The following is a 24,578-nucleotide window of genomic DNA, read 5'->3' as shown; positions in this document are numbered from 1 at the left end:
ATTTTGCATTTATAATTTTTTATGGATTTTGTTTTGGTCTTGTTGTTGGCGTTTTGCTTTTATTTTTGCTTTCTGTTGTGATAAGAATTTTGTTAATTTTTGGGGATGAGAAGATAAATGTAAAGTCAATTTTTGCGCTTGTTTCTTACCTTACTTTTCCAATATCGTTTTCAATCTTTTTTCTTCTTCCAGCGATATTTGCTGTGTTCGGGATTTATTATTTCACGGAATCACCAAAGCCACAGAATTTGAAACCAATTCAATTTTATATTTTCACGGGAGTTAATTTGCTTTTAAAACTGTATTCATTTGCCCTGGTAACTCTCGCTTTAAAATATATTACAGGAAGTTTTATCAAGGGCTTAATTTTCGCAGTTTTAACTTCAATTTGTGTGGTCGTTTTATTAAATTTATTAACAGAGTTATTCAAAATCATCCTTTGACAATATGATGAGAAAGGTGAAAATAGGAATTGATGTTGGCGGGACTTTTACGCACGCCGTTGCAATTGATGTGGATACGCTTGAGATAATTTCAAAAAGTTGTGTTCCAACAACACACCATGCACGAGAAGGCGTCGCTCTCGGTGTAATTCAAGCGATGAGAGAAGTTTTAAAAAATGGGGGAATTAAACCAGAACAGGTCGTCCTCATAGCCCACAGCACTACACAGGCAACGAATGCACTTCTTGAAGGAGATGTCGCAAAAGTTGGCATAATCGGTATGGGGACTGGACTTGATTCGGTCAGAGCAAGAGGTGAAACTAACATCGGCAAAGTTCCGCTTGGAAATGGAAAATTTATAGAAACTGAACATATTTTCGTTGATTCAAAAATTTTTGAGCAAGAAAATTTTATTGATGAGATTAAAGACAAGATAAAAAGTTTGATTGCAAAAGGAGTTGAAGTTTTTGTAGTAAGTGAAGCTTTTGGAGTTGATGATCCAAGTAAAGAAGATAAAACTCTTGAGCTTATACAAAGTATGGGTTTTACTGGAACGACGGCATCTTCAATTTCACAGTTGTATGGTTTGAGAGTTAGGACGAGAACTGCGGTTGTAAATGCAAGTATGTTGCCAAAGATGATTGAAACTGCGGAAATGACAAAGCGAAGTGTAATTGAGTCAGGAATTACTGCACCACTTATGATTATGAGAAGCGACGGTGGTATAATGAGCATTGAAGAGATGGCGAAAAGACCAATTTTAACTATTCTTTCAGGTCCATCTGCTGGTGTTGCTTCAGCTCTTATGTATGTCAAAGTTGTTGATGGAATTTTCATTGAAGTTGGTGGAACAAGCACAGATATATCCGTGATAAGGAATGGAAGACCAATTGTAAAAACAGCAGAAATTGGTGGTAACAGGCTATATTTGAAAACTCTTGATGTTAGGACCGTTGGGATTGCAGGCGGGTCAATGGTTCGTCTTTCAGAAAATTTCAAAAGCATAATTGATGTCGGACCGAGAAGCGCTCACATTGCGGGTTTAAAGTATGTTGCTTTTTCAGAGCCCGAAAATTTTGATGATATTGAATTTGTTTTGATTCAGCCGAAGACAGGTGACCCATCAAATTATCTCGCCATAAAGCGAAAAAATCTTAACAAACCAGAATTTGCTTTGACAACCACGGACGCAGCAAACTTTTTGAAAATTGTAAGCGATAAAGCATATAGCAAAGGAAATTTCAAATCCGTTGAAAAAGTTTTCGCTAAACTTTCAAAGTTAATGAATAAACCACCCGAAGAAATTGCAAAAAATATACTTGACATCGCTGTTGAAAAAGTTAAGGAAGTTATCACTGGTTTAATCAAAGAATATAAACTTAATCCATCAATTATCACTTTGATTGGTGGAGGTGGTGGTGCGGAAGTAATCGTCCCTTATCTTGCGAAAAAGTTAAACATGGAATATAAAATTGCGGAAAATGCAGAAGTTATCTCTGCCATTGGTGTCGCTCTCGGAATTATAAGAGAAACTGTTGAAAGGGTTATTCCAAATCCAACGGAGCAAGATATTTTGAAATTGAGAAATGATGTTATCTCTTCAATTTTAAAGATGGGCGCAAAACCTGATTCAATTCAAGTTGCAATTGAAATTGACAGACAAACGAAAAGGGTTACAGCCATAGCAACGGGAGTGCCAGACCTGAAAGAGGGTGAGTTGAAGAAACGAATTATTTCAGAAGTTGAATTGACAGAGATTGCTAAAAAGACATTTAAGCCATTGCTTGACAGATTCGCAAAAGATGGAGCAAATGTTGAGGTTAAGATAATTGCGCAGAACAGATTTTACAAAGTTTTTGGTGCGGAAATTGAGCGAAAAAAATTTTTCATTTTTAAAGACAAAATTAAACCAGTCAAAGTTTTTGACCTTGAAGGAAATATAAAACTTCAACTTCAAGATGCTGAAATAATTGAAACTGACATTGAAAAATTTGAAAAAGATTTGGTAAATGTGATTGATTTCTTGACAATATATGGTGATGCTGGAGCGATCGCTCCAGATGTGTTTTTAATTTTCGGGCATAAAATTGTTGATTTAACGGGTGTTATGTTCAAAGAGCAAATGATTGCGGTTGCAAGAACAGAAATAAAAAGTTCGGAATTAATTGATGAAAAAGTGATAATAATTGCAGAGGCAAGAAAGTGAAGGAAAAAACAATTTTAAAAACGCATAAAAAAGTTAACACTATTGAAACAGATGTTGCGGTTGTAGGAGGTGGATTGAGTGGAATTATAACTGCTTTAACTTGTGCAAGCAACGGGCTTAAAACTTTACTCGTTGAGAAATATGGATTTGTCGGAGGTCTTATAGCGACATCGTTTGGTTATCCATTGAGAGTTTTCACATTTCAGAGAAATTTTTCAGAGTTATTAATTTCAGATGAACAAGGCGAACATCCAGAAATCATTCAATTTCCAATTTTTTCAACTTTTATCAAATATCTTTTGAAAAATCAAGCGATTCCAGAGAATTTACTCCCTGACCCGCTAAAAATTTCTGGTGCTATAATTCCGTTTGATTTTGAAAAATTTAAATTTACACTTCTTGAACTTTTGATTGATTTTAATGTTGATTGTCTATTTCACGCTTCATTTGTTCGGGCAAATTTGCAAGGAGATAAAGTCAAATCAATTTATGTCTTTGGGAAAGAAGGATTGATTGAGATTAAAGCAAGATATTTTGTAGATGCGACGGGAAATTGTAATCTCTTCAATTCAATTGATGAAAGTTTTACAGTTCAGGTTGAATCTTATGCGACTTACAATTTTGTTTTGAACAATTGCAATTTTGAAGCAAAAGATGACCAAATTATATGTGAAGTTGTTGAAAGTGAAAATTTTGAGCGTGGAGTTTATCACGCTTATGTTATCAATATAGATGATTTAAAACTTGCTGTTTATGAATTGCCATTAAAAAATCACTCACTTGTTTTCGGGGGAGAAAGAATTCAAATTGAGCCAAACGATGTTGTTTCCATCAGCAAAGCAGAAGAAAATTTGCAGTTAAAAATTTATTCACTCCTTGAAAAATTAAAAAAATTCAAGCCATTTGAGAAATCAAGAATTTCAATGTTTCCAGCACAAGTTTATTTCACCGAAAGTCGCAGGTTAAATTCTTTATACACCCTTACATCAAAAGATGTTTTTGAAGATAAAAGTTTTACAGACGAAATCTGTATTGTTAAAATATCAGTCATAGGCGAAAAAATTTTCCCGTGTTTTGTAAGACCTGTAAAAAAATTTGATAATATGATAATTCGCATTCCATTTTCGTCTTTTATCACAAAGATTAAAAATCTTGTCGTTGTTGGAAGAGGTGCTGGTTTAAGCGAAGATTTGAAGTTTGTTCTATACTCATTCCCATTTGTTATGAAAAGTTCAGAAAACATCGGAAAGATAATTTCATTTGCATTTAAAAACGAGATTGACTTAACAGAATTTAAACCAAAAGTTAAGTTTGAATGGAGTTGAAAGATAAAATTTTGCAAAAGTTAAGAGGTGGATTGATCGTTTCATGTCAACCTGATGAAAGCGGGCTTTTTGCAAGTGTTAATTTCATAGTTGAATTTGCAAAGGCATCTGAACTTGGTGGCGCAGTCGGGGTAAGAATTGAAGGTTATGAAAATATAAAAGCAGTTAAAGAAAAAGTTAATCTCCCTGTCATTGGTTTGATAAAGGGTAAATATCAAGATGGAGATGTTTTAATCACACCTGATTTTAATGCTGTTGAAAAGATAATTGAATCTGGTGCTGATATAGTTGCAATTGATGTAACCAATAGAGAAAACAGGTATGAGTTTTTCAAAAAAGTTAGAGAAGAGTTTAAAAATTTGATTTTGCTTGCGGATGTTTCAACTTATGAAGAAGGTGTAAAATCAGCAGAACTTGGTGCTGATCTCGTTGCGACAACTCTTTCTGGTTATACTTCTTACACAAGAAATTCATTTAAAAGATATGAACCAGATTTTAAACTTGTTGAGCAACTTGTTAAAGTTTTAAACATACCTGTCATAGCAGAAGGGCGTATTTGGACTGTTGAACAAGCAAGAAGAATGTTTGAACTTGGGGCGTATGCAGTCGTGGTCGGTTCTGCGATAACGAGACCAAGATTGATAGTTCAAAGATTTGTTGAAGCGATATCAAATAAAAATTTGGAATGAGAAAAATTTTCAAAAATTTGAAAAATTTGGGCGAGTTTGATGTCGTTGTCGCTGGCGCAGGAATTGCAGGAGTTTGTTCAGCGATCGCTTCGGCTCGTGAAGGTGCAAGAACTGTTTTAATTGATAGATACGGTTTTATGGGAGGAATGTCAACAGCGGGAATGGTTTCACCATTTATGAAATACTGGATAATGGATGAATTTGATGGAAGAGTTAAGCCACTTGTTGGCGGAATTTTTGAAGAGATAACAAGAAGAATGGATGAGATAGGGGGAATGATTGATAATGGATTTAATGCGTGGGCGTTTAGAAAAGTTGTGAATGAGATGCTTGTTGAAGTTGGAGTTGAAATCATAAGACATGCTGTCGTGTATGGAGTTGAGTTTGAATATCTTGGAAGAAAAAAGAAATTAACATCTTTAATTTTGAATTATGGCTCAAGTTTCTATCGCATTGGAGGAAAAGTTTTTGTTGATACGACAGGCGATGCAGATATTGTTTATCTTGCAAATGCTGGGTGGATGAAAGGAGATGAGAAAACAGGTTTAACGCAGGCGATGACTTTGTTTTTCAGAATTGGCGGAATAAATGTTGAAAAAGTTATTGAATTGGTGAGACAAAAACCCGAACAATTTTTCCCTTGGTCATCACGTGAATATATCCCGGGTAGAATTATATCAATTGGTGGATTTTTTGATCTTGTGGAGGAAGCAAAAGTTAACGGATTACTTCCAGAAGAAATTGAATACATCTTTTTTACATCACTTCCGGATGAAGGAGAAGCATCGTTCAACACGACAAATATACTTGGTCTTGATGGGACAAGTTCATTTGACTTAACAAGTGCCGAGATAACAGGAAGAGTTCAAATGTGGCGTGTTTATAATTTTTTGAGACAAAAAGTGCCCGGGTTTGAAAATTCTTATTTAATTGAATCTGGAATTCAAGTTGGTGTAAGAGAGACAAGAAGGGCAATCGGTGAATATATTATGACCGGTGATGATGTTTTAAGTGGTAAAAAATTTGACGATGCTATCGCTCGTGCATGTTATGGAATTGACATACATGGTCAAAAGGGTGAAAGTTCAAGATTAGAGCATTTATCCGAAGGTCAATACTACCAAATTCCGTTAAGGGCTTTAATAGTTAAAAAAGCACATAATCTTTTAGTTGCTGGGAAATGTATATCTTCAACGAGGGAAGGTCATTCCGCTTTGAGAATTCAAGCGACATCAGCTGCAACAGGTGAAGCAGCGGGAGTTGTTGCAAGTTTATCCCTGGCTTATGATGGTGAGGTGAGAAAAGTTCCTTATGAAATCATAAAAGAAAAATTAAAAGCACGTGGAAATATCTAAAAACAAAAAGGGAATGAAAAAATGAAGAAAAAAATTAACGCAGTTCAATTTGGTCTCGGTCCAATCGGACAATTATGTGCCAAGACAATCATTCAAAAGCATAGCGATAGGATTAATCTTGTTGGCGCTGTGGATATTCATCCTGCAAAGGTTGGTAAAGACCTTGGAGAATTGATCGGGGTTGAAAATCTTGGAATAACTGTTGTTGATGACATCAGAAGCATTTTGAGAAAAAACAAAGTTGATCTTGTTTTTCACACGACAACATCATTTATGAGCGATGTTAAGGAACAGCTTGTTGAACTTATAAAATTAAAACTTAACATAGTTTCTTCAACGGAAGAGTTATTTTTCCCGTGGTTTAGGAACACGCAAATCGCACAAGAAATTGATAATCTCGCAAGAAGATTTAAAGTCAGGGTTCTTGGGACAGGTGTGAATCCTGGATTTGTTATGGATGTTTTGCCAGCCGTTTTAACACAGGTTTGCACAAGTGTTAAGAAAATAAGAGTTGAAAGAGTTGTAAATGCTTCAAAAAGAAGGTTGCCGTTGCAGTTGAAAATTGGGGCTGGTTTGAAAGTTGGCGAATTTAAGGAGAAAAAAGCAACTGGAAAGTTCGGACATATTGGACTTGTTGAATCATTGCAGTTTTTGGCTTATATTTTGAATATACAACTTGATGAAGTTGAAGAAGAATTAGAGCCGATTGTCACAAAAAGAAGTTTGCAGACGGAATATCTGACAATTCAAAAAGGAAGAGTAGCCGGGATTCATCACACGGCTGTTGGATATAAAGATGGTAAAGAGGTTATCACGCTTGATTTAAAAATGTTCGTTGGCGATCATAAAGATTATGATGCAGTTTACATTGACGGCGAACCACCGATAAAAATGAAAATTTTAAACGGAGTGTTCGGAGATACAGCCACAGTTGCAAGCTTGATTAATTCTGCTTATTTGATTTTCAACGCAAGACCGGGACTCTTGACAATGGCTGATATAGGATTGCCACATGGTTATTTAAAAATATAAAGAGAGTTAAAAAATTGGCGTACAAATTTATTTTGTCAAAATGGTTTGCCCTTGGAAATGATTTGAAGACACATATTGTTTTAAACCCGTTTGCAGGAAGATGGAAAGGAGCAAAACTTTATCATAAAATCGCACACTATGCTAAGTTTTTAAAGCAAATTGAAAAATTTCAATTGACAACGGCTCCGGGCGAGGCAATACAAATTGCAAAAGAAACAAATGCTGAACTTGTTGTTGCAGCTGGTGGTGATGGGACTGTGAATGAAGTTGTAAATGGAATTCTTCAAAGTAGCAATGAAAAATTGCTTGGCGTAATTCCTATTGGCTCTGGAAATGATTTTGCAAAAATGTTGAATTTAAAACCATTTAAAATTAAGCTTGCAATTGAATCCTTAAAGCGAAGAAAAATCACAACCTCTGATGTTGGATTAATCCGCTATTCTGATTACAGTGGGAATTTTTATGAAAGATTCTTTATAAATGGTGTTGGAATTGGTTTTGATGCAATGGTCGCAAATGAAAGTAGAAAAATAAAGCATTTGCGTGGTATTCCACTTTATTTGCTTTCAATATTCAGAACCCTTTCAAAATATGAGACACCTGAGATGGAAGTTTACATTGATGGAAAATTGATAAAGGATAAAATTTTTTTGGTTGCGATTGGGAATGGTGCATCTGCCGGCGGTGGTTTTCTTCTCACTCCAGATGCCAGAATTAACGATGGACTATTTGATGTTTGCCTTGTAAATGACCTTTCAATTTTTAGAATACTTCAAGTTTTGCCAACTGTTTTAAAAGGTAAGCACACAAATTATCCAGAAGTTAGAATGTTCAAAGCAAAAGAAATTGAAGTTCGCTCAAATTCAAACTTAACAATGCATGCTGATGGTGAAATTCTTGGAACAGAATTAAGATGGATAAAAATCACAATGATTCCATCTGCCATTGAAGTTATATCAAACAAATGAACTCATTAAAGATGAAAATTTTTCAAGTCAATAAATATGGTTACTTTACAGAAGATGGAAAAGAATTTGTCATAACTGACCCAAGGACTCCAGCACCTTGGATGAATTATATATGGAACGGAAAACTCGCAGGGCTTGTGAGCCATGTGGGTGGGGGATACACTTTTTACTTAACTCCAAGAGATAATCGCTTGACGAGATACAGATATAATTGTTTGCCTTGGGATCAACCTGGAAGATATGTTTATGTCAGGGATGAAAAACTTGGAAGATATTTTTCATTAAGCTGGGCTCCAACGCTTGATCTAAACTACGATTTTTATGAATGCAGACACGGACTTGGGTATACAAAGATAACAACTGAAAATCTTGGTTTAAGAGGCGAAATTACTTATTTTATCCCACGGGATTATGATGTTGAAATATGGTTGGTAAAGATTAAGAACTTAACACAAGAGAGAAGGGAACTTGACATATTTGCTTATATTGAGCTAGTTATGGGGAATGCTTTAAATGATTTGATAAATCAACCTAATGATAAACATTTTCCCGATGTCTATTTTGACAGAAGCTTAAATTCAATAGTTGCAACGCGAAGATACTGGGTTACAAATAAAGGTGTTAGCGTAGCCCAACCAAATCACGCCTGGCCTTATTATCTAATTTTTTCAACTTCGCTTGATGTTAAAGGGTATGATGGAGATAAAGAAACATTTATTGGACGATGGAGAAGCAATGCAAATCCAGAAGCGGTTGAAAATGGAAAATGTTTCAATACCGAGATCACCGCAGGCGATCCATGTGCTGTGTTGCAAACATCGCTTGAACTTGAAGCGGACGAAGAAAAAGAATTTACATTCTTTATGTTCCTTGTTGATAAGCCGTCGCTTCACACGAATGAAAGATTGAAAACTGGTTCAAAATCTTTTAAACGGGCACAGGATTTTCTAAGCAAGTTTAGAGATATTGGTTTTGTTAAAAAACAGTTTGAAACTTTAAAAAATTACTGGGAAAATTATCTCCAAACTTTACAGGTTAAAACGCCAGATGAAAAGTTGAATCTTTTCATCAACATTTGGAATCGCTATCAAATAGCCGTTACATTTGATATGTCTCGTAACGCTGGCTACTATCACGGTGGATTACTTTTTGGAACCGGGGTGCGAGATCAGATGCAGGATATATTTGGGGAATTGATAGCAAATCCAAAACGTGTCAAGGAAAGATTAATTGAGGTTTGTTCTTACCAGTTCAAAGATGGGAGCATGCTTCATAACTTTTTTAGAATTTCACGAACAGGCGAAAAAACAGGACACAGTGATACACCGCTTTGGTTAGCATTTGGAATTTTTACATATTTGAAAGAAACAGGTGATTTTAAATTTTTGAATGAAAAGGTAGAATACTATGACGGTGGAAGTGGCACAGCGCTTCAACACTTGATTAAAGCCATAGATTATGTTGTTTCAAACTTAGGAAAACATGGTTTAGTTAAATTCGGTCGTGGCGATTGGAACGATACACTTGATTATGTGGGCTTAAAAGGGAAAGGTGAAACTGTTTGGGGCTCTGAATTTTTAGCGTATATTTTGAAAGAGGCGGTTGAATTATTTAATTATCTTGGCTTCAAAAATTATCTTAAAAATTATCTTGAGTTATACTTAAAAATTTCGCAAAATATAAACAAATTTTGTTGGGATGGAAAGTGGTACATTCGTGGTTTTAAAGACGATGGAATTCCATTCGGGTCTTCAAAAAATCGGGAGGGGAAAATTTTCGCTAATCCACAATCTTGGGCTGTTATAAGTGGAATTGCCGATGAAGAAAGAAAATTTTTATGTCTTGATTCTGTGAGAAAATATCTTGACACACCAAAAGGTCCAAAAATTTTACATCCGCCATACACGAAAGTAGATCCAACAATTGGTCTTGCAACAAGATGTGTTCCGGGGAAAAAAGAAAATGGTGCTATCTTCAACCATGTGGCAAGCTGGGTTTTTCTTGCGGAGCTAATAGCGGGGAATGCCGAAAGAGCCTATCAAATCTATCAAGCTACATTGCCTCTAAATAATGCTTCAGATGCTGATGTTTACAAAATGGAACCATATGTCTATTCCGAATATGTAACGAGTCCTGATCATCAAACTTACGGGGAGGCAAGCCATTCCTGGCTTACGGGCTCATCCGATTGGTTCTATAAAGCTGTCGTTGAATACATGCTTGGCGTTAGACCGACTTATGGTGGATTAATGATTGACCCTTGTGTGCCATCAAGCTGGAAAAGTTTTTCAGTTAGTAGATTATATCGTGGAGCAAGATATGAAATTGAATTTTACAACCCGGATGGTGTGAATAAAGGTGTTAAAGAAATCTGGATTAATGGAAAAAGATATCAGAATCATATATTGCCAGTTTTCAAAAAAGGAGAGGTTTGCAAAGTCAAAGTCGTGATGGGAAAAATTGAAAAACAAACGGGTTAAAAATGTATGATTGAAAATGAAAGCGAAAATAAATTAACAGATAAAGAGGAGCAAACTGTGAGTGAGATAAAGGAGATTCCGAAGGATTTTAAAGCTGGGTATGTTGCTATAGTTGGTGAGCCAAATGTTGGGAAATCAACTCTTCTTAATACTTTGCTTCAACACAAACTTTCAATTGTAACTCCAAAACCACAAACAACAAGGCACAAAATAATTGGGATACTTACTGGCGAAAACTATCAAATTGTCTTTCTTGATACCCCAGGATTAATTAAACCACGTTATTTACTTCAAGAAGTTATGATGGAATATGCTGAATCCGCTTTGAAGGATGCTGATGTGATTTTATTTATGGTTGATGTCAAGAAGGTAAAAACAAATGAAGTAACCTTAAAAACTTTGCCATTTGAGATTTTGAAAAATTATGTTGAGGAAAAACCGATTATACTTGTCATAAACAAGGTTGATCTCATCAACAAACTTGAAGTTTTACCAATGATTGATTTTTTTAGCAAGGCGTTTCCATTTAAAGAGATAGTTCCGATATCTGCGTTGAAGGGTCAAAATATAGATGAGTTGAAAAAAGTCATAATCCAGTATTTGCCCGTTCATCCACCTTTTTATCCGCCAGATATGATAACCGAGCATCCAGAAAGATTTTTTGTTGCTGAAATTATTCGTGAAAAAATTTTCCAGTTATTTAGACAGGAAATTCCTTACTCAACAACTGTTTCAATAGTTGAATTCAGAGAAGCAAAAAATGAAGGAGAAAAAGATTACATACTTGCTGAAATTTATGTTGAGAAAGAATCTCAAAAGGGAATAATCATTGGGAAAGATGGACAGATGCTGAAGAAAATAGGACAACTTGCAAGGGAAGAAATTGAGTGGTTTCTTGGAAGACCTGTTTATCTTGAACTTTATGTAAAAGCGAGAAAAAAATGGCGTGATAGCAAAGCGTGGTTGAAAAGATTGGGATATACTGTGGATTAAATTTTTATATAAGCGTTCAATTTGGGATTAAAATTTAAAAAAGCATTTGTAAAAAATTTTGATATTCTTCAAATGCCAGAAATAAAAGCATTTAAAGGTTTGATTTACAATCCAGCGTTGCCGATTGAAAAACTTGTAGCACCACCTTACGATGTCATATCGGAAAAAGAACAAGATGAACTTTACAAATTACACGAATACAATGTCGTAAGGTTAATTTTGTGGAAGTGCAAAGCGATATTTTGAAGAGTGGTTAAAAGATGGCGTGATAATTGAAAGAGATAAAGAAGCGATTTATATCTACGAGCAAACTTTTGAGGTCAAAAAAAGAGTTTACACACGCACAGGGATAATTTGCCTTATGAAACTTGAAAAATTTGGTGAAGGTAAAATTTTCCCACACGAGAAAACATTGCCAAAGCCGAAGGAAGACAGATTCAATCTTTTGAAATCAACGAATGCACAATTTGATCATATCTTTGGAATATATCCTGATCCAGATTTTAGAATTGAAAAAATTTTAAACGAAGACAAAGAAAAACAATTGCTATTTGATTTTGAATTTCCAACAGGTAGCGGTATACGACATAAACTTTATGAGGTAAGTGGTGAAAAAATTAACAACATTTCTTTAATCATCAAAGATAAACCTGTTTTCATCGCAGATGGACATCATAGGTATGAAACCGCTTTAATGTTCAGGGAATTTATGGCTTCAATTTCAAAAGCAACAGAAGAACATGATTATGTTTTAACTTATCTCACGAATATGGATTCAGAAGGTCTCATAATTTTGCCAACTCATAGAGTTTTGATAAATGTTAGTCCAGAAATTATGGAGAAAAAAATATATGACGCACTGATTGGGTATTTTGATTTAGAAATGTTTTCATCATCAGATGAATTGCAAAAATTTATGGAAATTTCCGACAAGGGCGTTTTTGGTGTTTATGCGGGTGGAAATAAATTTTGGGCTTTGAAAATTAGAAAAGATATTAACATAAGTTCTTTCTTGCCTTCTGAAATCCCCGAACCTGTGAAAAAACTTGATGTGACCATATTGCACGAATTTGTATTTAAAATTGCTGGGCTAACAGATGTTAAATTAACATATACACACGATTTCATAACAGCAGTTGAACTTGCGGAAAAATTCAGAGGCACAGCAATTTTTCTCAATCCGCCATCAATTCTTGATGTAAAGGAAGTTTCATTATCCGGAGCCACGATGCCACAGAAATCAACCTACTTTTTCCCGAAACTTTTGTCCGGAATTGTAATGAGGAAATTTTAAGATGCGAGGTTTGAATTTGAAAATCATAGAAACAAAAACCGCTCTCTCAAAATCAAGGATACCGGGAATTGATTATACGATAAATCCATACTTTGGTTGTGAATTTGGCTGTTCTTATTGTTATGCTGATTTTATGTCAAAATTTTCAAAGAATTACAAATTTTTTTCGGAAAATGCAAGTTGGGGTGAATTTGTCGGGGTTAAAATTAACATCGCTGAAAAATTAAAAAGCGAAATTTTAAAACTTGAAAGCAAAACATCATTTTTCCAAAACAGAAACAAACCGAGTATATGGTTAAGCATTGTCACAGACCCTTATCAACCTGTTGAGAAAAAATTTAAGTTAACAAGGAAATGTCTTGAGATACTTCTTGAATTTCAATATCCCGTTGGGATTCTCACACGCTCTCCGCTTGTTTTAAGAGATGTTGATCTGTTAACTCAATTTGATTCTATTGAAGTAGGATTCTCAATTACAACTGACAACGACAGAATAAGAAAAATTTTTGAGCCAAAAGCGCCTTCAATAATCAGCAGAGTCAAAGCGCTTGAAAAATTAAAATCAAGCGGTGTAAAAACGTTTGCGTTTATCGGTCCAACTTTGCCAATGGATGCTAAAAATCTCGCCCGTGAGATTATCGGTTTAGTTGATTATGTTCTTGTTGACAAAATGAATTACATTTGGAAAACGGAGAAAATTTACAGAATCAATCGGCTTGACTTTGCAATCGGGGAAGATTATTTTAAAGCGGTCGCTGAAGAAATTTACAGTGAATTTTCGTCAAAAGGAATTGAAGTCCAGATTTTGTTTTAAAAACAAACTCGCAAAACGAGATATGAGAAAAACTTTTAAAATTTTTCTCCTGCTAATTCTTGCATTTAATTTTTCGCTTTCACAGATTTTGTCGCCAGAGAAGTTTTTCGGATTTAAAATGGGCGAAGATAAAAAATTGATCGGCTGGGGTGAAATTTATTCATATTTCAACCATGTTGATAAAAATTCTGATAGAGTTATCGTTGAAGAACTCGGTAAAACCACGCTCGGGAAACCATTTATTCTTGCCATCGCATCGTCCGAAAAAAATATCAAAGAGATACAGAAGTTAAAATCAATTCAGAAACAACTTGCCAAGCCATACGGAATCAATGAGACTAAAGCGAAAGAATTGATAAGAGATGGTAAAGTTTTTATTTTGATCACTATGAACATACATTCAACGGAGATTGCAGCAAGTCAAGAATCGGTTGAGTTAATTTATGAATTTGCAACAAGAAATGATGATGAGATGCGAAAGATACTTGACAATTGCGTCATCCTTATGATTCCGTCTTTGAATCCAGATGGACAGCAAATGGTTGTTGATTGGTATAAAAAATATGTCGGGACAAAATATGAAGCATCGCCGATGCCTTGGCTTTATCATTATTATGCGGGGCACGATAACAACAGAGATTTTCACTTTTTCAGTTTGGTTGAAACGAGATTAACAGCAAAAGTTTTATATCATGATTGGTTTCCACAGGTTGTTTATGATCAACATCAAATGGGCTCAAATGGACCACGCTTTTTTGTTCCACCTTATTCTGATCCTGTGAATCCGAATGTTTTGCCTGAAATAATGGCGCTTACTAATTTGTTCGGAAAATACATTGTTTTTGATATGATTCAAAAAGGATTCAAGGGCGTTGTAACTGGTGGAAGGTTTAATGCTTATTTTCAAGGAACAATGTCAAAGACACCTTTGTGGCATAATAGAGTTGGAATTCTTTCAGAAGCAGCGAGCGCAAGAATTGCAACGCCAATTTATTTACCCTATGGAAGTATTGAAGGGCTTGGAGATGAAATTCCGGACAACAATTTGTCAAACAATAATCTTAATCCATTTGAGGAAGGTTGGTGGCGTTTGAGAGATATAATTGATTATGAGAAAGCAGCAACTTACGCAATTTTAAATTTTTCAGCGATAAACAAGGAAAAAATTTTGTGGACATTTTACAGCGCAAATAAGAAATCAATTGAAAAAGGTTTAAACGAATCTCCATTTGCTTATTTAATTGATTTAAACTCTCAACACGATCCAAATTCAGCAATTGAACTGTTAAAAAGATTGCAAATTGGTGGAGTTGAAATTTACAAAGCGAAAAAATCATTTAGCGTTGGAAATACCATCTTCTCTGAAAATACATTTATCATTCCACTTTCTCAACCTTGTAGAGCTTTTATCAAAGATGTTATGGAGGTTCAAAACTATCCCGACATTAGACTCTATCCTGATGGACCACCGAAGCAACCTTATGATGTAACAGCTTGGACATTGCCACTTCAAATGGGTGTGAAAGTTTTTGAACTAAATGAGAAAAAAGAAATTCCAATGGAAAAAATTGAAAATGTTGAATTCGGTCAATCAATAATTCAAGGCAAGGGGAATTATCTTGTATTTGAAAGAAGATTCATAAACTCGTATCGGCTTGTTAATCTGCTTTTAAAAGAAGGGCTCAAAGTTTATTACATTGCAAAGGGTGAGGATAATTTGAAAGGCAGTTTTGTCGTGAAAAATGAGAAAAATGTGCTTGAAAAAATTAGAAATCTTTCAAGGAATCTTGGGATTGAAATGAAATTGACAGATGGAATTGTAGATACAAATTTGGTTGAATTGAAGAAAAAAATAATTGGAATTTATCAGCCGTGGATCACAAGTATGGACGAAGGATGGACACGGCTTGTGCTTGACAGTTTTTATTTTGATTATAAAGTTCTTCATAATCAGGATTTGAAAGAGAAAAAATTTATCAGTGAAATTGATGTTTTGATTTTGCCAAGTATGGGGACAAATGCAATAGTTGATGGAAGGGAGTTTATGGGAAGTCAAAGGGTAGATGCTCCACAGATGCCAGAGGAATATACAGGTGGAATTGGGAAACAAGGAGTTGAAAATATAAAAGAATTCGTAAAAAATGGCGGTATTTTAATTGCTCTCGGTGAGGCAAGTAATTTCGCTATTGAGCAACTTGGGCTTCCGATTAGAAATGTGTTAAGAAATGTAAGCACGAAAGAATTTTTTGCTCCTGGGACAATTGTTAAATTAAAAGTTGATAACTCAAATCCAATAGCATATGGCTTTGAAAACTATGTCCCTGCGTATATGATAAATCCAATCGCTTTTTCAACAACTTCTTATTCAGATAAAGTTTCGGTAATCGCAACATTTGATGGAGATGATGTCCTTATGAGTGGTTATCTTCTTGGCGAAAGCAGAATTAAAGGGAAACCAGCACTTTGTGAAGTTCCGTATGAGAAAGGGAAAATTTTGATGTTCGCTTTTAGACCTCAACATAGATCACAAACGTGGGCGACTTTTAAATTTTTGTTCAACGCACTTATAAACTAAAAAATTTATCTGAATGAAACTCACAAAAATCGCTGAAAAAACATTTGTTAAAATTTTACTTTTTGTTTTGATCTGCATGATCTGGGGTTCTACATGGTTTGTCATAAAACTGGGATTAAAAGATTTGCCTGTTCTTTTTTCTCTTTCTCTTCGCTTTTTAACGGCAAGCGTTGTTCTACTTGTGATTTTAAAACTTTTTAACATTCAGATTCCGATAAATGAGAAACAAATTTATCTCTATCTCTACTTAACTCTTTTTTCTTTTCTATTTCCTTTTTCGCTTGTTTATTGGGCTGAAGTTACAATTCCGAGCAATCTTGCAAGTATACTTTTTTCAACGATGCCTTTTTTTGCAGCGATTTTTTCAAGAATTTTTTTGAAAGAGGAATTAAATTTTTTACAGCAAACGGGACTTGTTTTAGGGTTTATCGGAGTTGCGTTGATTTTCAGAATTGACACGAAACATTTTGGTGGTGATGTTTTATTCCAAAATTCAAGATTTCTTTTGAGCATGGTTGCGGTTCTTGTTAGCGCATTTCTTAACGCTTCCGTTTTGATAATGGTGAAAAAATATGGGATGGGTATTCATCCGCTTGCGATAAATTTTATACCTTTGTCTTTGAGCGGGATAATTTTGTTTATAATTTCAAGCATAATTGAAGATTGGAGCAGTATAAAATTTGGAGTTAATGGAGTTGGAAGCGTAATTTATCTTGGAGTTTTTGGTTCAATTGTCACATTTACAATTTATTACTGGCTTTTGAGGAAAGTTCCAGCGGTGATAATGTCGCTTACTGCGTTTTTGACGCCTGTGTTTGCGGTGTTAATTGGCGTTTTCATCGGAGGTGAAGTTATAACATCAAACATAATTTTTGGTGCAACTTTTGTGTTAATTGGAATGCTCTTTGTTAATTCGTCTCTTATCCTAAAAAATTTTAACAGGCGAAAGATAATAAGTGAAAAGGATGCAAACCATTGAAAAATTTTTGAAAATTTTTTGGGCAATTTTTCTTTTCCAAAGTTTATCGCTTGCGGATGTAAAGCATGAGTTTTATATTTTACATTATGAAATTTACATTGATCTTTACAACGGACTTGTTCAAAGAAATGGATTTTATCGGGGTTATGTTCTAATTAAACTTGCAACAAATCAAAGTTTAAACGAGATTAACATTCACGCAGTAAGCGGTGTAATTCAAGTTGATTCTATTTTAGTGCAAAATCAAAAGTTAATTTTTCAGCAAAATCAAGATAATTTAAAAATTTTTCTTCCGAGAATTTTTTCAGCATCTGAAACTTTGAATGTTTTAATTTATTTCAGGCGAGAATCAAATTTTGATCGTGGATTTTATTTTTATAGAAAAGATGAAGTTGTGCCAAATTTGCCTTCGGATATTGCTTACACTATGACAGAGCCATCGGATTCAAGATACTGGTTTCCGTGTTATGATGAGCCGTGGGATAAAGCAACCGTTGATGTTATCGTGAAAGTCAGAAAAAACTTTCTTGTTGCGTCAAATGGTCTGTTAATTCGTGATGAAGTTCTGGGAGATGAAAGAACTTTTCACTGGCGTTCATTATTTCCGATGTCAACATATCTTATCACATTTGCAACTTCTGAATATATAACCTTTTCGCATTGGTATAGAAGAATTTCAAATCCAGATGATTCAATTGAGGTTAAGTATTATGTTTGGCGTGAGGATTCAGCAAAGGCGGGGAATGCGTTTAAAAATGTCGTTGATATGATGAAATTTTTCTCTGAAAAATTTGGTGAGTATCCTTTTGAAAAGTATGGAATGGTTGCGGTTTATCCATTTGGATATGGTGGGATGGAACATCAAACTATGACGACAATTCATAGACGCTGGCTTGATGGAAATTATGAAGGTGGAATAGCACATGAACTTGCTCATCAATGGTGGGGTGATCTTGTAACTTGCGAAAATTGGAGCGAGATATGGCTGAATGAAGGTTTTGCATCTTACGGGGATGCTCTATATACGGAGTATAAATATGGCGTGGAAAATTTTAAAGCGAAGTTGCAAAGTTGGGCAATTTATTACTTTTTTGAAGATTCTATCATCAGATATTCAATCTACAATCCACCACCGCAGAAACTTTTTGGAACAGCGGTTTATTTTAAAGGTGCGTGGGTATTGCATATGTTAAGAAATTTAATCGGAGATTCATTATTCTTTTCTGTTTTAAAAGAATGGGGGAAAAGATACGCATACAGCACGGGAACGACGCAAAAGTTTATTCAAGTTGTGAATGATATAACGGGAGAAGATTTTAACTGGTTTTTTGAGCAATGGGTTTATAATTCAGGTTATCCAGTTTTTGATTATAATGTTTGGGTTTCAAATGATGATAGTTTGAGTTTAATTTTTCAAGTCAGGCAAATTCAGAAGAATTCAAGAGTTTTCAAAGTCCCAATTGAGATAAAAATTCAAGCAGGTGATTTAGATACACTGTTAACATTTTGGAATTACACAATTGACACGGTTTATTCTGTAAAGTTTAAAATTTTAAATGCAATTGGCGGAGTGAAAGTGCAATTTGATCCCAAGAATAAAATTTTGAAAAAGGTTGAATCCGCTGTTTCAAACGCTGGCGAAATTTATTTGAGCATGCCTTACTCTTTTAAACTTTATCAAAATTATCCGAATCCTTTTAACACATCAACAGAGATAACATTTGAGATTTGGGGAAGCGGGGTTTGGGATTGTGAAGTAAATGTTTATGATGTTCTTGGGAGAAAGATTAGAGAAATTTTTAGTGGAAAAGTTGAAGCGGGGAGATATAGAGTTAATTTCGTGGCAGATGGATTGCCTTCTGGAGTTTATTTTTACGAGTTAGTGATTTCAGGTGATGCAAAGAAATTTTATCGGGACATAAGAAAGATGGTTTTGGTAAAATAAATTTAGGGAGTGAAAAATGAGATTTAAAACTATAATTGAGCCGTTTAAAATTAAAGTTGTTGAACCAATTAAATTTACAACCGAAAAAGAGAGGGAAGAGATTTTAAAAAAAGCGGGTTATAATGTTTTCAACATCCCAGCGGAAGATGTAATAATTGACCTTTTGACGGACAGCGGGACAAATGCCATGAGTTCAAAACAATGGGCGGGAATTATGGATGGAGATGAATCGTATGCTGGCTCAAAAAGTTTTTACAGATTTGAGTCGGTTGTTAAGAAAATTACTGGATTTAAACATGTCATTCCAGTTCATCAAGGGAGAGCAGCTGAAAAAATTTTATTTTCAATTGTTGCTGGTCCGGGCAAATACATTCCCAACAATACTCATTTTGACACAACGAGAGCAAACATTGAATTTGTTGGAGGTAATGCTGTTGATCTTCCTATCCCAGAAGGAACCCAGCCCGATGTATGGCATCCTTTCAAAGGCAATATGGATGTTGAGCGTCTTGAAAAATTCATAAAAGAAAAAGGAGCCGAAAATATCCCGCTCGTTATGTTGACGGTAACAAACAACTCAAATGGTGGTCAACCTGTTTCAATGCAAAACATTCGCGAAGTGAGAGAAGTTTGTGATAAGTATGGCATCCCGCTTTTTCTGGACGCTTGTCGTTTTGCTGAAAATGCATACTTTATAAAGAAGCGTGAGAAAGGTTATGAGAACAAATCAATTTTTGAAATTACAAAAGAAATGTTTTCTTATGCTGACGGTTGCACAATGAGTGCTAAAAAAGATGCCTTTGCAAATATCGGTGGTTTTCTTGCGATGAATGATGATGAACTTGCTCTTAAAGCAAGAAATGTTTTGATCGTGACGGAAGGTTTCCCAACTTATGGCGGTCTTGCGGGAAGAGACCTTGAAGCGATAGCTCAGGGGCTTGAAGAAGTTTTAGATGAAAACTATTTGGTTTACCGAATTCGCTCTGTTGAATATCTTGCAGAGAAACTTATTGAACGTGGTGTACCCGTTTTAATTCCGCCGGGCGGTCATGCGGTTTATCTTGATGCCAAGAAATTTGCTTCTCATATACCGCCAGAGCAATTCCCGGGACAGTCAATTGTGGTTGAACTTTACAGAGTTGGAGGAATTAGAAGTGTTGAAATTGGAAGCGTAATGTTTGGGAGAAAAGATAAAGAGACAGGGAAATTTATACCGCATACTATGGAGCTTGTTCGTCTTGCTATCCCGAGAAGAGTTTACACGCAAAGCCATATTGATTATGTTATTGAAGTCATTACAGAGGTTCACAGAAACAGGGATAAATTGAAAGGATATAAAATTGTGTGGGAGGCACCAATTTTGAGGCATTTTACAGCAAGATTTGAACCGATAGATTAAAAACAAAAGCAAAGGAGAGGGTAAAAGTGAGCTTATTTCGGAAGAAGTCAGTTAATCAAATTTTAAGCGAAGCAGAAAGCGGAGAGAATCGGTTAAAAAGAGCATTAAATGCTCTTGATTTAACAGCGCTTGGCATTGGAGCAATTATCGGAGCAGGGATTTTTGCATTAACAGGAACTGCTTCCGCCGGCGGGGCACATCACATTGGAGCTGGTCCTGCAATTGTTATATCTTTTATAATCACTGCAATTGCTTGTGGCTTTGCTGCATTGTGCTATGCTGAACTTGCATCAATGCTACCAATATCTGGAAGTGCGTATACATATTCGTATGCAGCATTTGGTGAATTTATTGCGTGGATCATCGGATGGGATTTGATACTTGAATATGCTGTTGGAAACATAGCGGTTGCAATAAGCTGGTCTGCTTATTTTGTGGAATTGCTTCGTGGATTCGGGATAACAATTCCAGCTTGGTTGACTACAGATTATGTGAGAGCAATTAACACTCCTGAAATTTTAAATTCAGCTCCACAAATTACAATTCCATTTCTAAATAAAAATATCCCTATTTTCTTCAATTTACCTGCTTTTGGGATTGTCGCTCTTATAACGATAGTTCTTGTGATCGGGATAAGAGAAAGTTCAACTTTTAATGCAATTATGGTTGCAATTAAACTTGTGATCTTGTTGTTTTTTATCATCGTTGGTGCCTTTTATGTTAAACCAGAAAACTGGCAACCTTTTGCGCCGAATGGATGGAAAGGAATTATGACTGGAGCTGCGCTTGTATTTTTTGCTTACATTGGATTTGACGCAATCTCAACAGCAGCTGAGGAAACTAAAAACCCACAAAAAAATTTGCCAGTCGGAATTATAGCATCGCTTGTTATAACGACAATTCTTTACATCGCTGTTGCAATTGTTTTAACAGGAATGATAAAATACACTGAATTAAATGTCCCTGAGCCACTTGCAAAAGCCTTCAGTTCAATTGGATTGAACTGGGCAGCTGGGATAGTTGCCTTTGGAGCTGTGGTTTCAACAACCGCTGTTTTACTTGTTTTTCAGCTTGGACAACCGAGAATATTTTTCTCAATGGCGCGTGATGGGCTTTTACCACAATGGTTTGCAAAAGTTCATCCTAAGTTTAAAACACCCCATGTGACAACTATATTAACAGGAATTTTTGTTGCAATTCCAGCTGCTTTTGCGGACATAGGGGAAGCTGCGGAGTTGACAAACATAGGAACTCTTTTCGCTTTTGTTTTGACCTCTGGCGGAGTTCTTGTGTTAAGATATACAGACCCAAACGCACCAAGACAATTCAAAACTCCGCTCGTCCCTATTGTTCCAATTCTTGCCATTTTAACATGTTTTTATCTTATGTTAAGTTTGCCTCTTATAACATGGATTCGTTTTATTGTGTGGCTTTTGATTGGTTTTGTAATTTATTTTTCTTATGGTTATAGACATAGCAAACTTCGCCAGTTGAACTAAAACTTTGATTGTTAATTTCTTTGTGTTATATTTAATTCAAAAATTATCGTCAGGTCTTGTCATATGAAGGCAGTTATAATGGCTGGTGGATTTGGAACTCGCCTCAGACCGCTTACGATGAATATACCCAAACCGATGGTTCCGATTATTAACATTCCAATTATGCACAGAATAATTAACCTTTTGAAAAAGTATGAAATTACTGACATAATTGCGCTCGTTTATTATTATCCTGATGTGATTATGAATTATTTTAAAGATGGGAAAGATTTTGGAGTGAAAATTTCATATGTTAAAGCTGAAGCGGATTTTGGAACTGCTGGAAGCGTGAGAAACGCAGCTGAGTTTATAGGAGATGAAGAGTTTGTTGTAATAAGTGGCGATGTTTTAACAGATGTTGATATTTCAAAAGCAATTGATTATCACTTTGATAAAAAATCAAAGGCGACTATTGTTATAACCAGAGTAAAAAATCCTTTGCAATACGGAATTGTAATTGTCAAAGATACTGGTGAGATCTCTCGTTTTCTTGAGAAACCAAGTTGGGGTGAGGTTTTCAGCGATACAATTAACACGGGAATTTACATCCTCAATCCATTTGTCCTTGAATTTGTCCCTTATAAACAAGAATTTGATTTCAGCAAAAATCTTTTTCCAATACTTCTTGAAAAGAAAATTCCCTTCTACGGCTTTATCACTGAAAATTATTGGCGTGATATTGGAACACTGACCGATTATCTTGAAGCGCATCTTGATTGCCTTTCTGGTGCTGTTTCGGTTGAAATAAAAGGAGAAAAAATTAAAACTGATAAAGCGGTTATCTACATAGGTGAAAATTCCGAAGTTGACGGTTTTGAAAAATTCTCTGGTGTCGTTGTTATCGGCGACAATACTAAAATTGGTAAAGATGTTAAAATTGTAAATTCGGTGATTGGTTCAAATTGTGAAATTGGGAATGAGTGTGAAATTATTGATACAGTCATCTGGGATAGAACGAAGATAAAAAATTACGCTCGCTTAACTCTTGATGTTATAGGTTATGATTGTGTCATTGGTGAAAGGGTAGAAATAAATGAAAATGTGTTCATAAGTGATCACTGCATCATAGGTAATGAGGCAAAGTTAATGTCAAATATAAAACTTTGGCCATGGAAAGTTGTTGAAGATGGTTCAGTTTTATCAAAGAGTTTGGTTTGGGAAGATAAATGGCTTAAGGAACTTTTTACTGATTCAAGAGTGAGTGGAATTTCAAATATAGAGATGACACCAGAATTTGGTGCTAAACTTGGCGCAGCTTTTGGTGCTTTTCTTGGTCAAGGTAAAACTGTTCTCGTAAGTCGCGACGCTGATAATGTCTCAAGGATGATGAATCGTGCATTGATATGCGGACTTATCTCCGCAGGTCTTGATGTAGATGATTTAAGAATTGCTTCAATTCCAATGGTAAGACATGAACTAAGAAGTGGACGATACGCAGGTGGACTGCATGTGCGTAAGTCACCTGTTGATAAACATCAAACAGATATAATTTTCTTTGATTCAAATGGAATGGATTTGCCTGTAAGCAAGGCGAAATCAATAGAGAGATTATTCTTCGGTGAGGATTTTCCAAGAGTTCCATACGATAAGGTTGGCAATATCAATTTCCCAGTAAGAGTTACGGAAGGTTATGTTGAAAAATTCTTATCGTCTTTAAATGTTGATTTAATACGCAAGCAGAATTTTAAAATAGTGATTGACTACTCAAATGGTGTCGCAGTTTCAATTTTGCCCAACATACTCGGTCAACTTGGTTGTAAGGTTGTTTCTTTGAACGCATATTTAGAGCCATCAAAATTGACAAGAGATGAAATTGAGTTTAAAAAGGCAATTGACGAGTTAGCTCAAATTGTTACATCAATTCGCTATGATGTTGGTTTTATGCTTAACCCCGGGGCTGAAAGGATCTGGGTAATTGATGAAAATGGCAGATTTATTTCAAATGATCGTCTTCTTTCCGTTGTTGTAAAACTTTTCCTTGAAGCATATTCTGAAAATGTTAAGAAAATTGCGGTGCCGATCACGGCTTCATATGAGGTTGATTTAATCGCCAAAGAGTATGGAGTTGAAGTTCTGAGAACGAAAAATTCACATTACGGGATGATGGAAATTGTGCTAAAAAATCCAGATGTTAAGTTTGTCGGTGGGACAAAAGGAGGTTTTATTTTCCCAGAATTTCTTTTCGCATCTGACGGAATGTTTGCAATTTCAAAAATTCTTGAGTTAATGTCAATAACTGGCTTGAAAATTGGAGAAATTGAAAAAAGTTTGCCTAAATTAATTTTGAAGAAAAAAACTCTTTCATGTCCGCGTGATCTTAAAGGAAAGGTCATGCGTCTTGCAACGCTTGAAACAGAGCAATACAGAAGACAATTAATTGACGGTGTTAAGATTTTTATGGATGATTTAACTTGGGTTTTAATCTTGCCCGATAGACAAAAAAGCGAGATTCACATTTTTGCCGAATCAGATCAAGAGGGCAAAGTTGAAGAATTAATTGAGATATTCTCTGAAAAAATAGAAAACTGGATGAAATCGTAAAT

At 35.2% G+C, this 24,578-nt stretch carries 18 protein-coding genes; all 18 read left to right on the top strand.

Annotation, left to right across the window (positions count from 1 at the left end; all coding sequences use genetic code 11):
- The coding region (locus AWW83_RS09880) for a hypothetical protein (RefSeq protein ID WP_159421111.1) at positions 1-443 on the top strand (443 nt) is incomplete at its 5' end.
- A 7-nt stretch (positions 444-450) separates the two neighbouring features.
- Entirely contained in the window at positions 451-2,649 is a 2,199-nt protein-coding gene (locus AWW83_RS04985) for a hydantoinase/oxoprolinase family protein (RefSeq protein WP_234697248.1), read from the top strand.
- On the top strand, positions 2,646-3,974 hold the full coding sequence (locus tag AWW83_RS04980; RefSeq protein ID WP_092349414.1) for an FAD-dependent oxidoreductase: 1,329 nt from the start codon (positions 2,646-2,648) through the stop codon (positions 3,972-3,974). The genes AWW83_RS04985 and AWW83_RS04980 overlap by 4 nt, the downstream gene beginning before the upstream one ends.
- The gene (locus AWW83_RS04975) at positions 3,965-4,663 is read left to right on the top strand and encodes an N-acetylmannosamine-6-phosphate 2-epimerase (RefSeq protein WP_092349411.1); all 699 of its coding nucleotides are present in this window, start codon (positions 3,965-3,967) and stop codon (positions 4,661-4,663) included. The genes AWW83_RS04980 and AWW83_RS04975 overlap by 10 nt, the downstream gene beginning before the upstream one ends.
- The gene (locus AWW83_RS04970; RefSeq protein ID WP_092349408.1) at positions 4,660-6,018 is read left to right on the top strand and encodes an FAD-dependent oxidoreductase; all 1,359 of its coding nucleotides are present in this window, start codon (positions 4,660-4,662) and stop codon (positions 6,016-6,018) included. The genes AWW83_RS04975 and AWW83_RS04970 overlap by 4 nt, the downstream gene beginning before the upstream one ends.
- Positions 6,019-6,039: 21 nt before the next feature.
- Positions 6,040-7,050 carry an NAD(P)H-dependent amine dehydrogenase family protein gene (locus AWW83_RS04965; protein ID WP_092349405.1) on the top strand — a complete coding sequence of 337 codons (1,011 nt, stop codon included), beginning with the start codon at positions 6,040-6,042 and terminating at the stop codon, positions 7,048-7,050.
- Between the two features lie 14 nt (positions 7,051-7,064).
- Positions 7,065-8,018 (top strand): diacylglycerol/lipid kinase family protein, encoded by a 954-nt coding sequence (locus AWW83_RS04960; protein WP_159421110.1) that lies wholly within the window; start codon positions 7,065-7,067, stop codon positions 8,016-8,018.
- Positions 8,019-8,029: 11 nt separating this feature from the next.
- Positions 8,030-10,498, top strand: coding sequence for a glycoside hydrolase family 94 protein (locus tag AWW83_RS04955; RefSeq protein ID WP_092349424.1), 2,469 nt, complete (start codon positions 8,030-8,032; stop codon positions 10,496-10,498).
- A gap of 6 nt (positions 10,499-10,504) precedes the next feature.
- Complete coding sequence (gene era, locus AWW83_RS04950) at positions 10,505-11,491, top strand: GTPase Era (RefSeq protein ID WP_092349399.1); 987 nt, start codon at positions 10,505-10,507, stop codon at positions 11,489-11,491.
- Positions 11,492-11,563: 72 nt separating this feature from the next.
- Positions 11,564-11,737 (top strand): DUF1015 family protein, encoded by a 174-nt coding sequence (locus AWW83_RS10125; protein ID WP_143713895.1) that lies wholly within the window; start codon positions 11,564-11,566, stop codon positions 11,735-11,737.
- 19 nt (positions 11,738-11,756) lie between these two features.
- Positions 11,757-12,785 carry a DUF1015 family protein gene (locus AWW83_RS04940; protein ID WP_092349393.1) on the top strand — a complete coding sequence of 343 codons (1,029 nt, stop codon included), beginning with the start codon at positions 11,757-11,759 and terminating at the stop codon, positions 12,783-12,785.
- A gap of 1 nt (position 12,786) precedes the next feature.
- Positions 12,787-13,599 carry an SPL family radical SAM protein gene (locus AWW83_RS04935; protein WP_092349390.1) on the top strand — a complete coding sequence of 271 codons (813 nt, stop codon included), beginning with the start codon at positions 12,787-12,789 and terminating at the stop codon, positions 13,597-13,599.
- Between the two features lie 22 nt (positions 13,600-13,621).
- On the top strand, positions 13,622-16,174 hold the full coding sequence (locus AWW83_RS04930; RefSeq protein WP_092349387.1) for a M14 family metallopeptidase: 2,553 nt from the start codon (positions 13,622-13,624) through the stop codon (positions 16,172-16,174).
- Positions 16,175-16,187: 13 nt separating this feature from the next.
- A complete protein-coding gene (locus AWW83_RS04925) occupies positions 16,188-17,153 on the top strand; it encodes a DMT family transporter (protein WP_092349384.1) in 966 nt (321 codons plus the stop codon).
- Positions 17,140-19,098: a M1 family aminopeptidase gene (locus AWW83_RS04920; RefSeq protein WP_092349381.1), complete on the top strand. Its 1,959-nt coding sequence runs from the start codon at positions 17,140-17,142 to the stop codon at positions 19,096-19,098. The genes AWW83_RS04925 and AWW83_RS04920 overlap by 14 nt, the downstream gene beginning before the upstream one ends.
- A 16-nt stretch (positions 19,099-19,114) precedes the next feature.
- On the top strand, positions 19,115-20,497 hold the full coding sequence (locus AWW83_RS04915; protein WP_092349378.1) for a tryptophanase: 1,383 nt from the start codon (positions 19,115-19,117) through the stop codon (positions 20,495-20,497).
- A 26-nt stretch (positions 20,498-20,523) separates the two neighbouring features.
- Positions 20,524-21,996 (top strand): amino acid permease, encoded by a 1,473-nt coding sequence (locus AWW83_RS04910; protein ID WP_092349375.1) that lies wholly within the window; start codon positions 20,524-20,526, stop codon positions 21,994-21,996.
- A gap of 63 nt (positions 21,997-22,059) precedes the next feature.
- Complete coding sequence (locus AWW83_RS04905) at positions 22,060-24,576, top strand: sugar phosphate nucleotidyltransferase (protein ID WP_092349372.1); 2,517 nt, start codon at positions 22,060-22,062, stop codon at positions 24,574-24,576.
- Positions 24,577-24,578: the final 2 nt, after the last annotated feature.

The sequence above is a fragment of the Candidatus Chryseopegocella kryptomonas genome, assembly GCF_001536065.1.
In the GTDB taxonomy this organism is placed as follows: domain Bacteria; phylum Bacteroidota; class Ignavibacteria; order Kryptoniales; family Kryptoniaceae; genus Kryptonium; species Kryptonium kryptomonas.
This window is presented reverse-complemented; position numbering and strand designations above follow the sequence as displayed.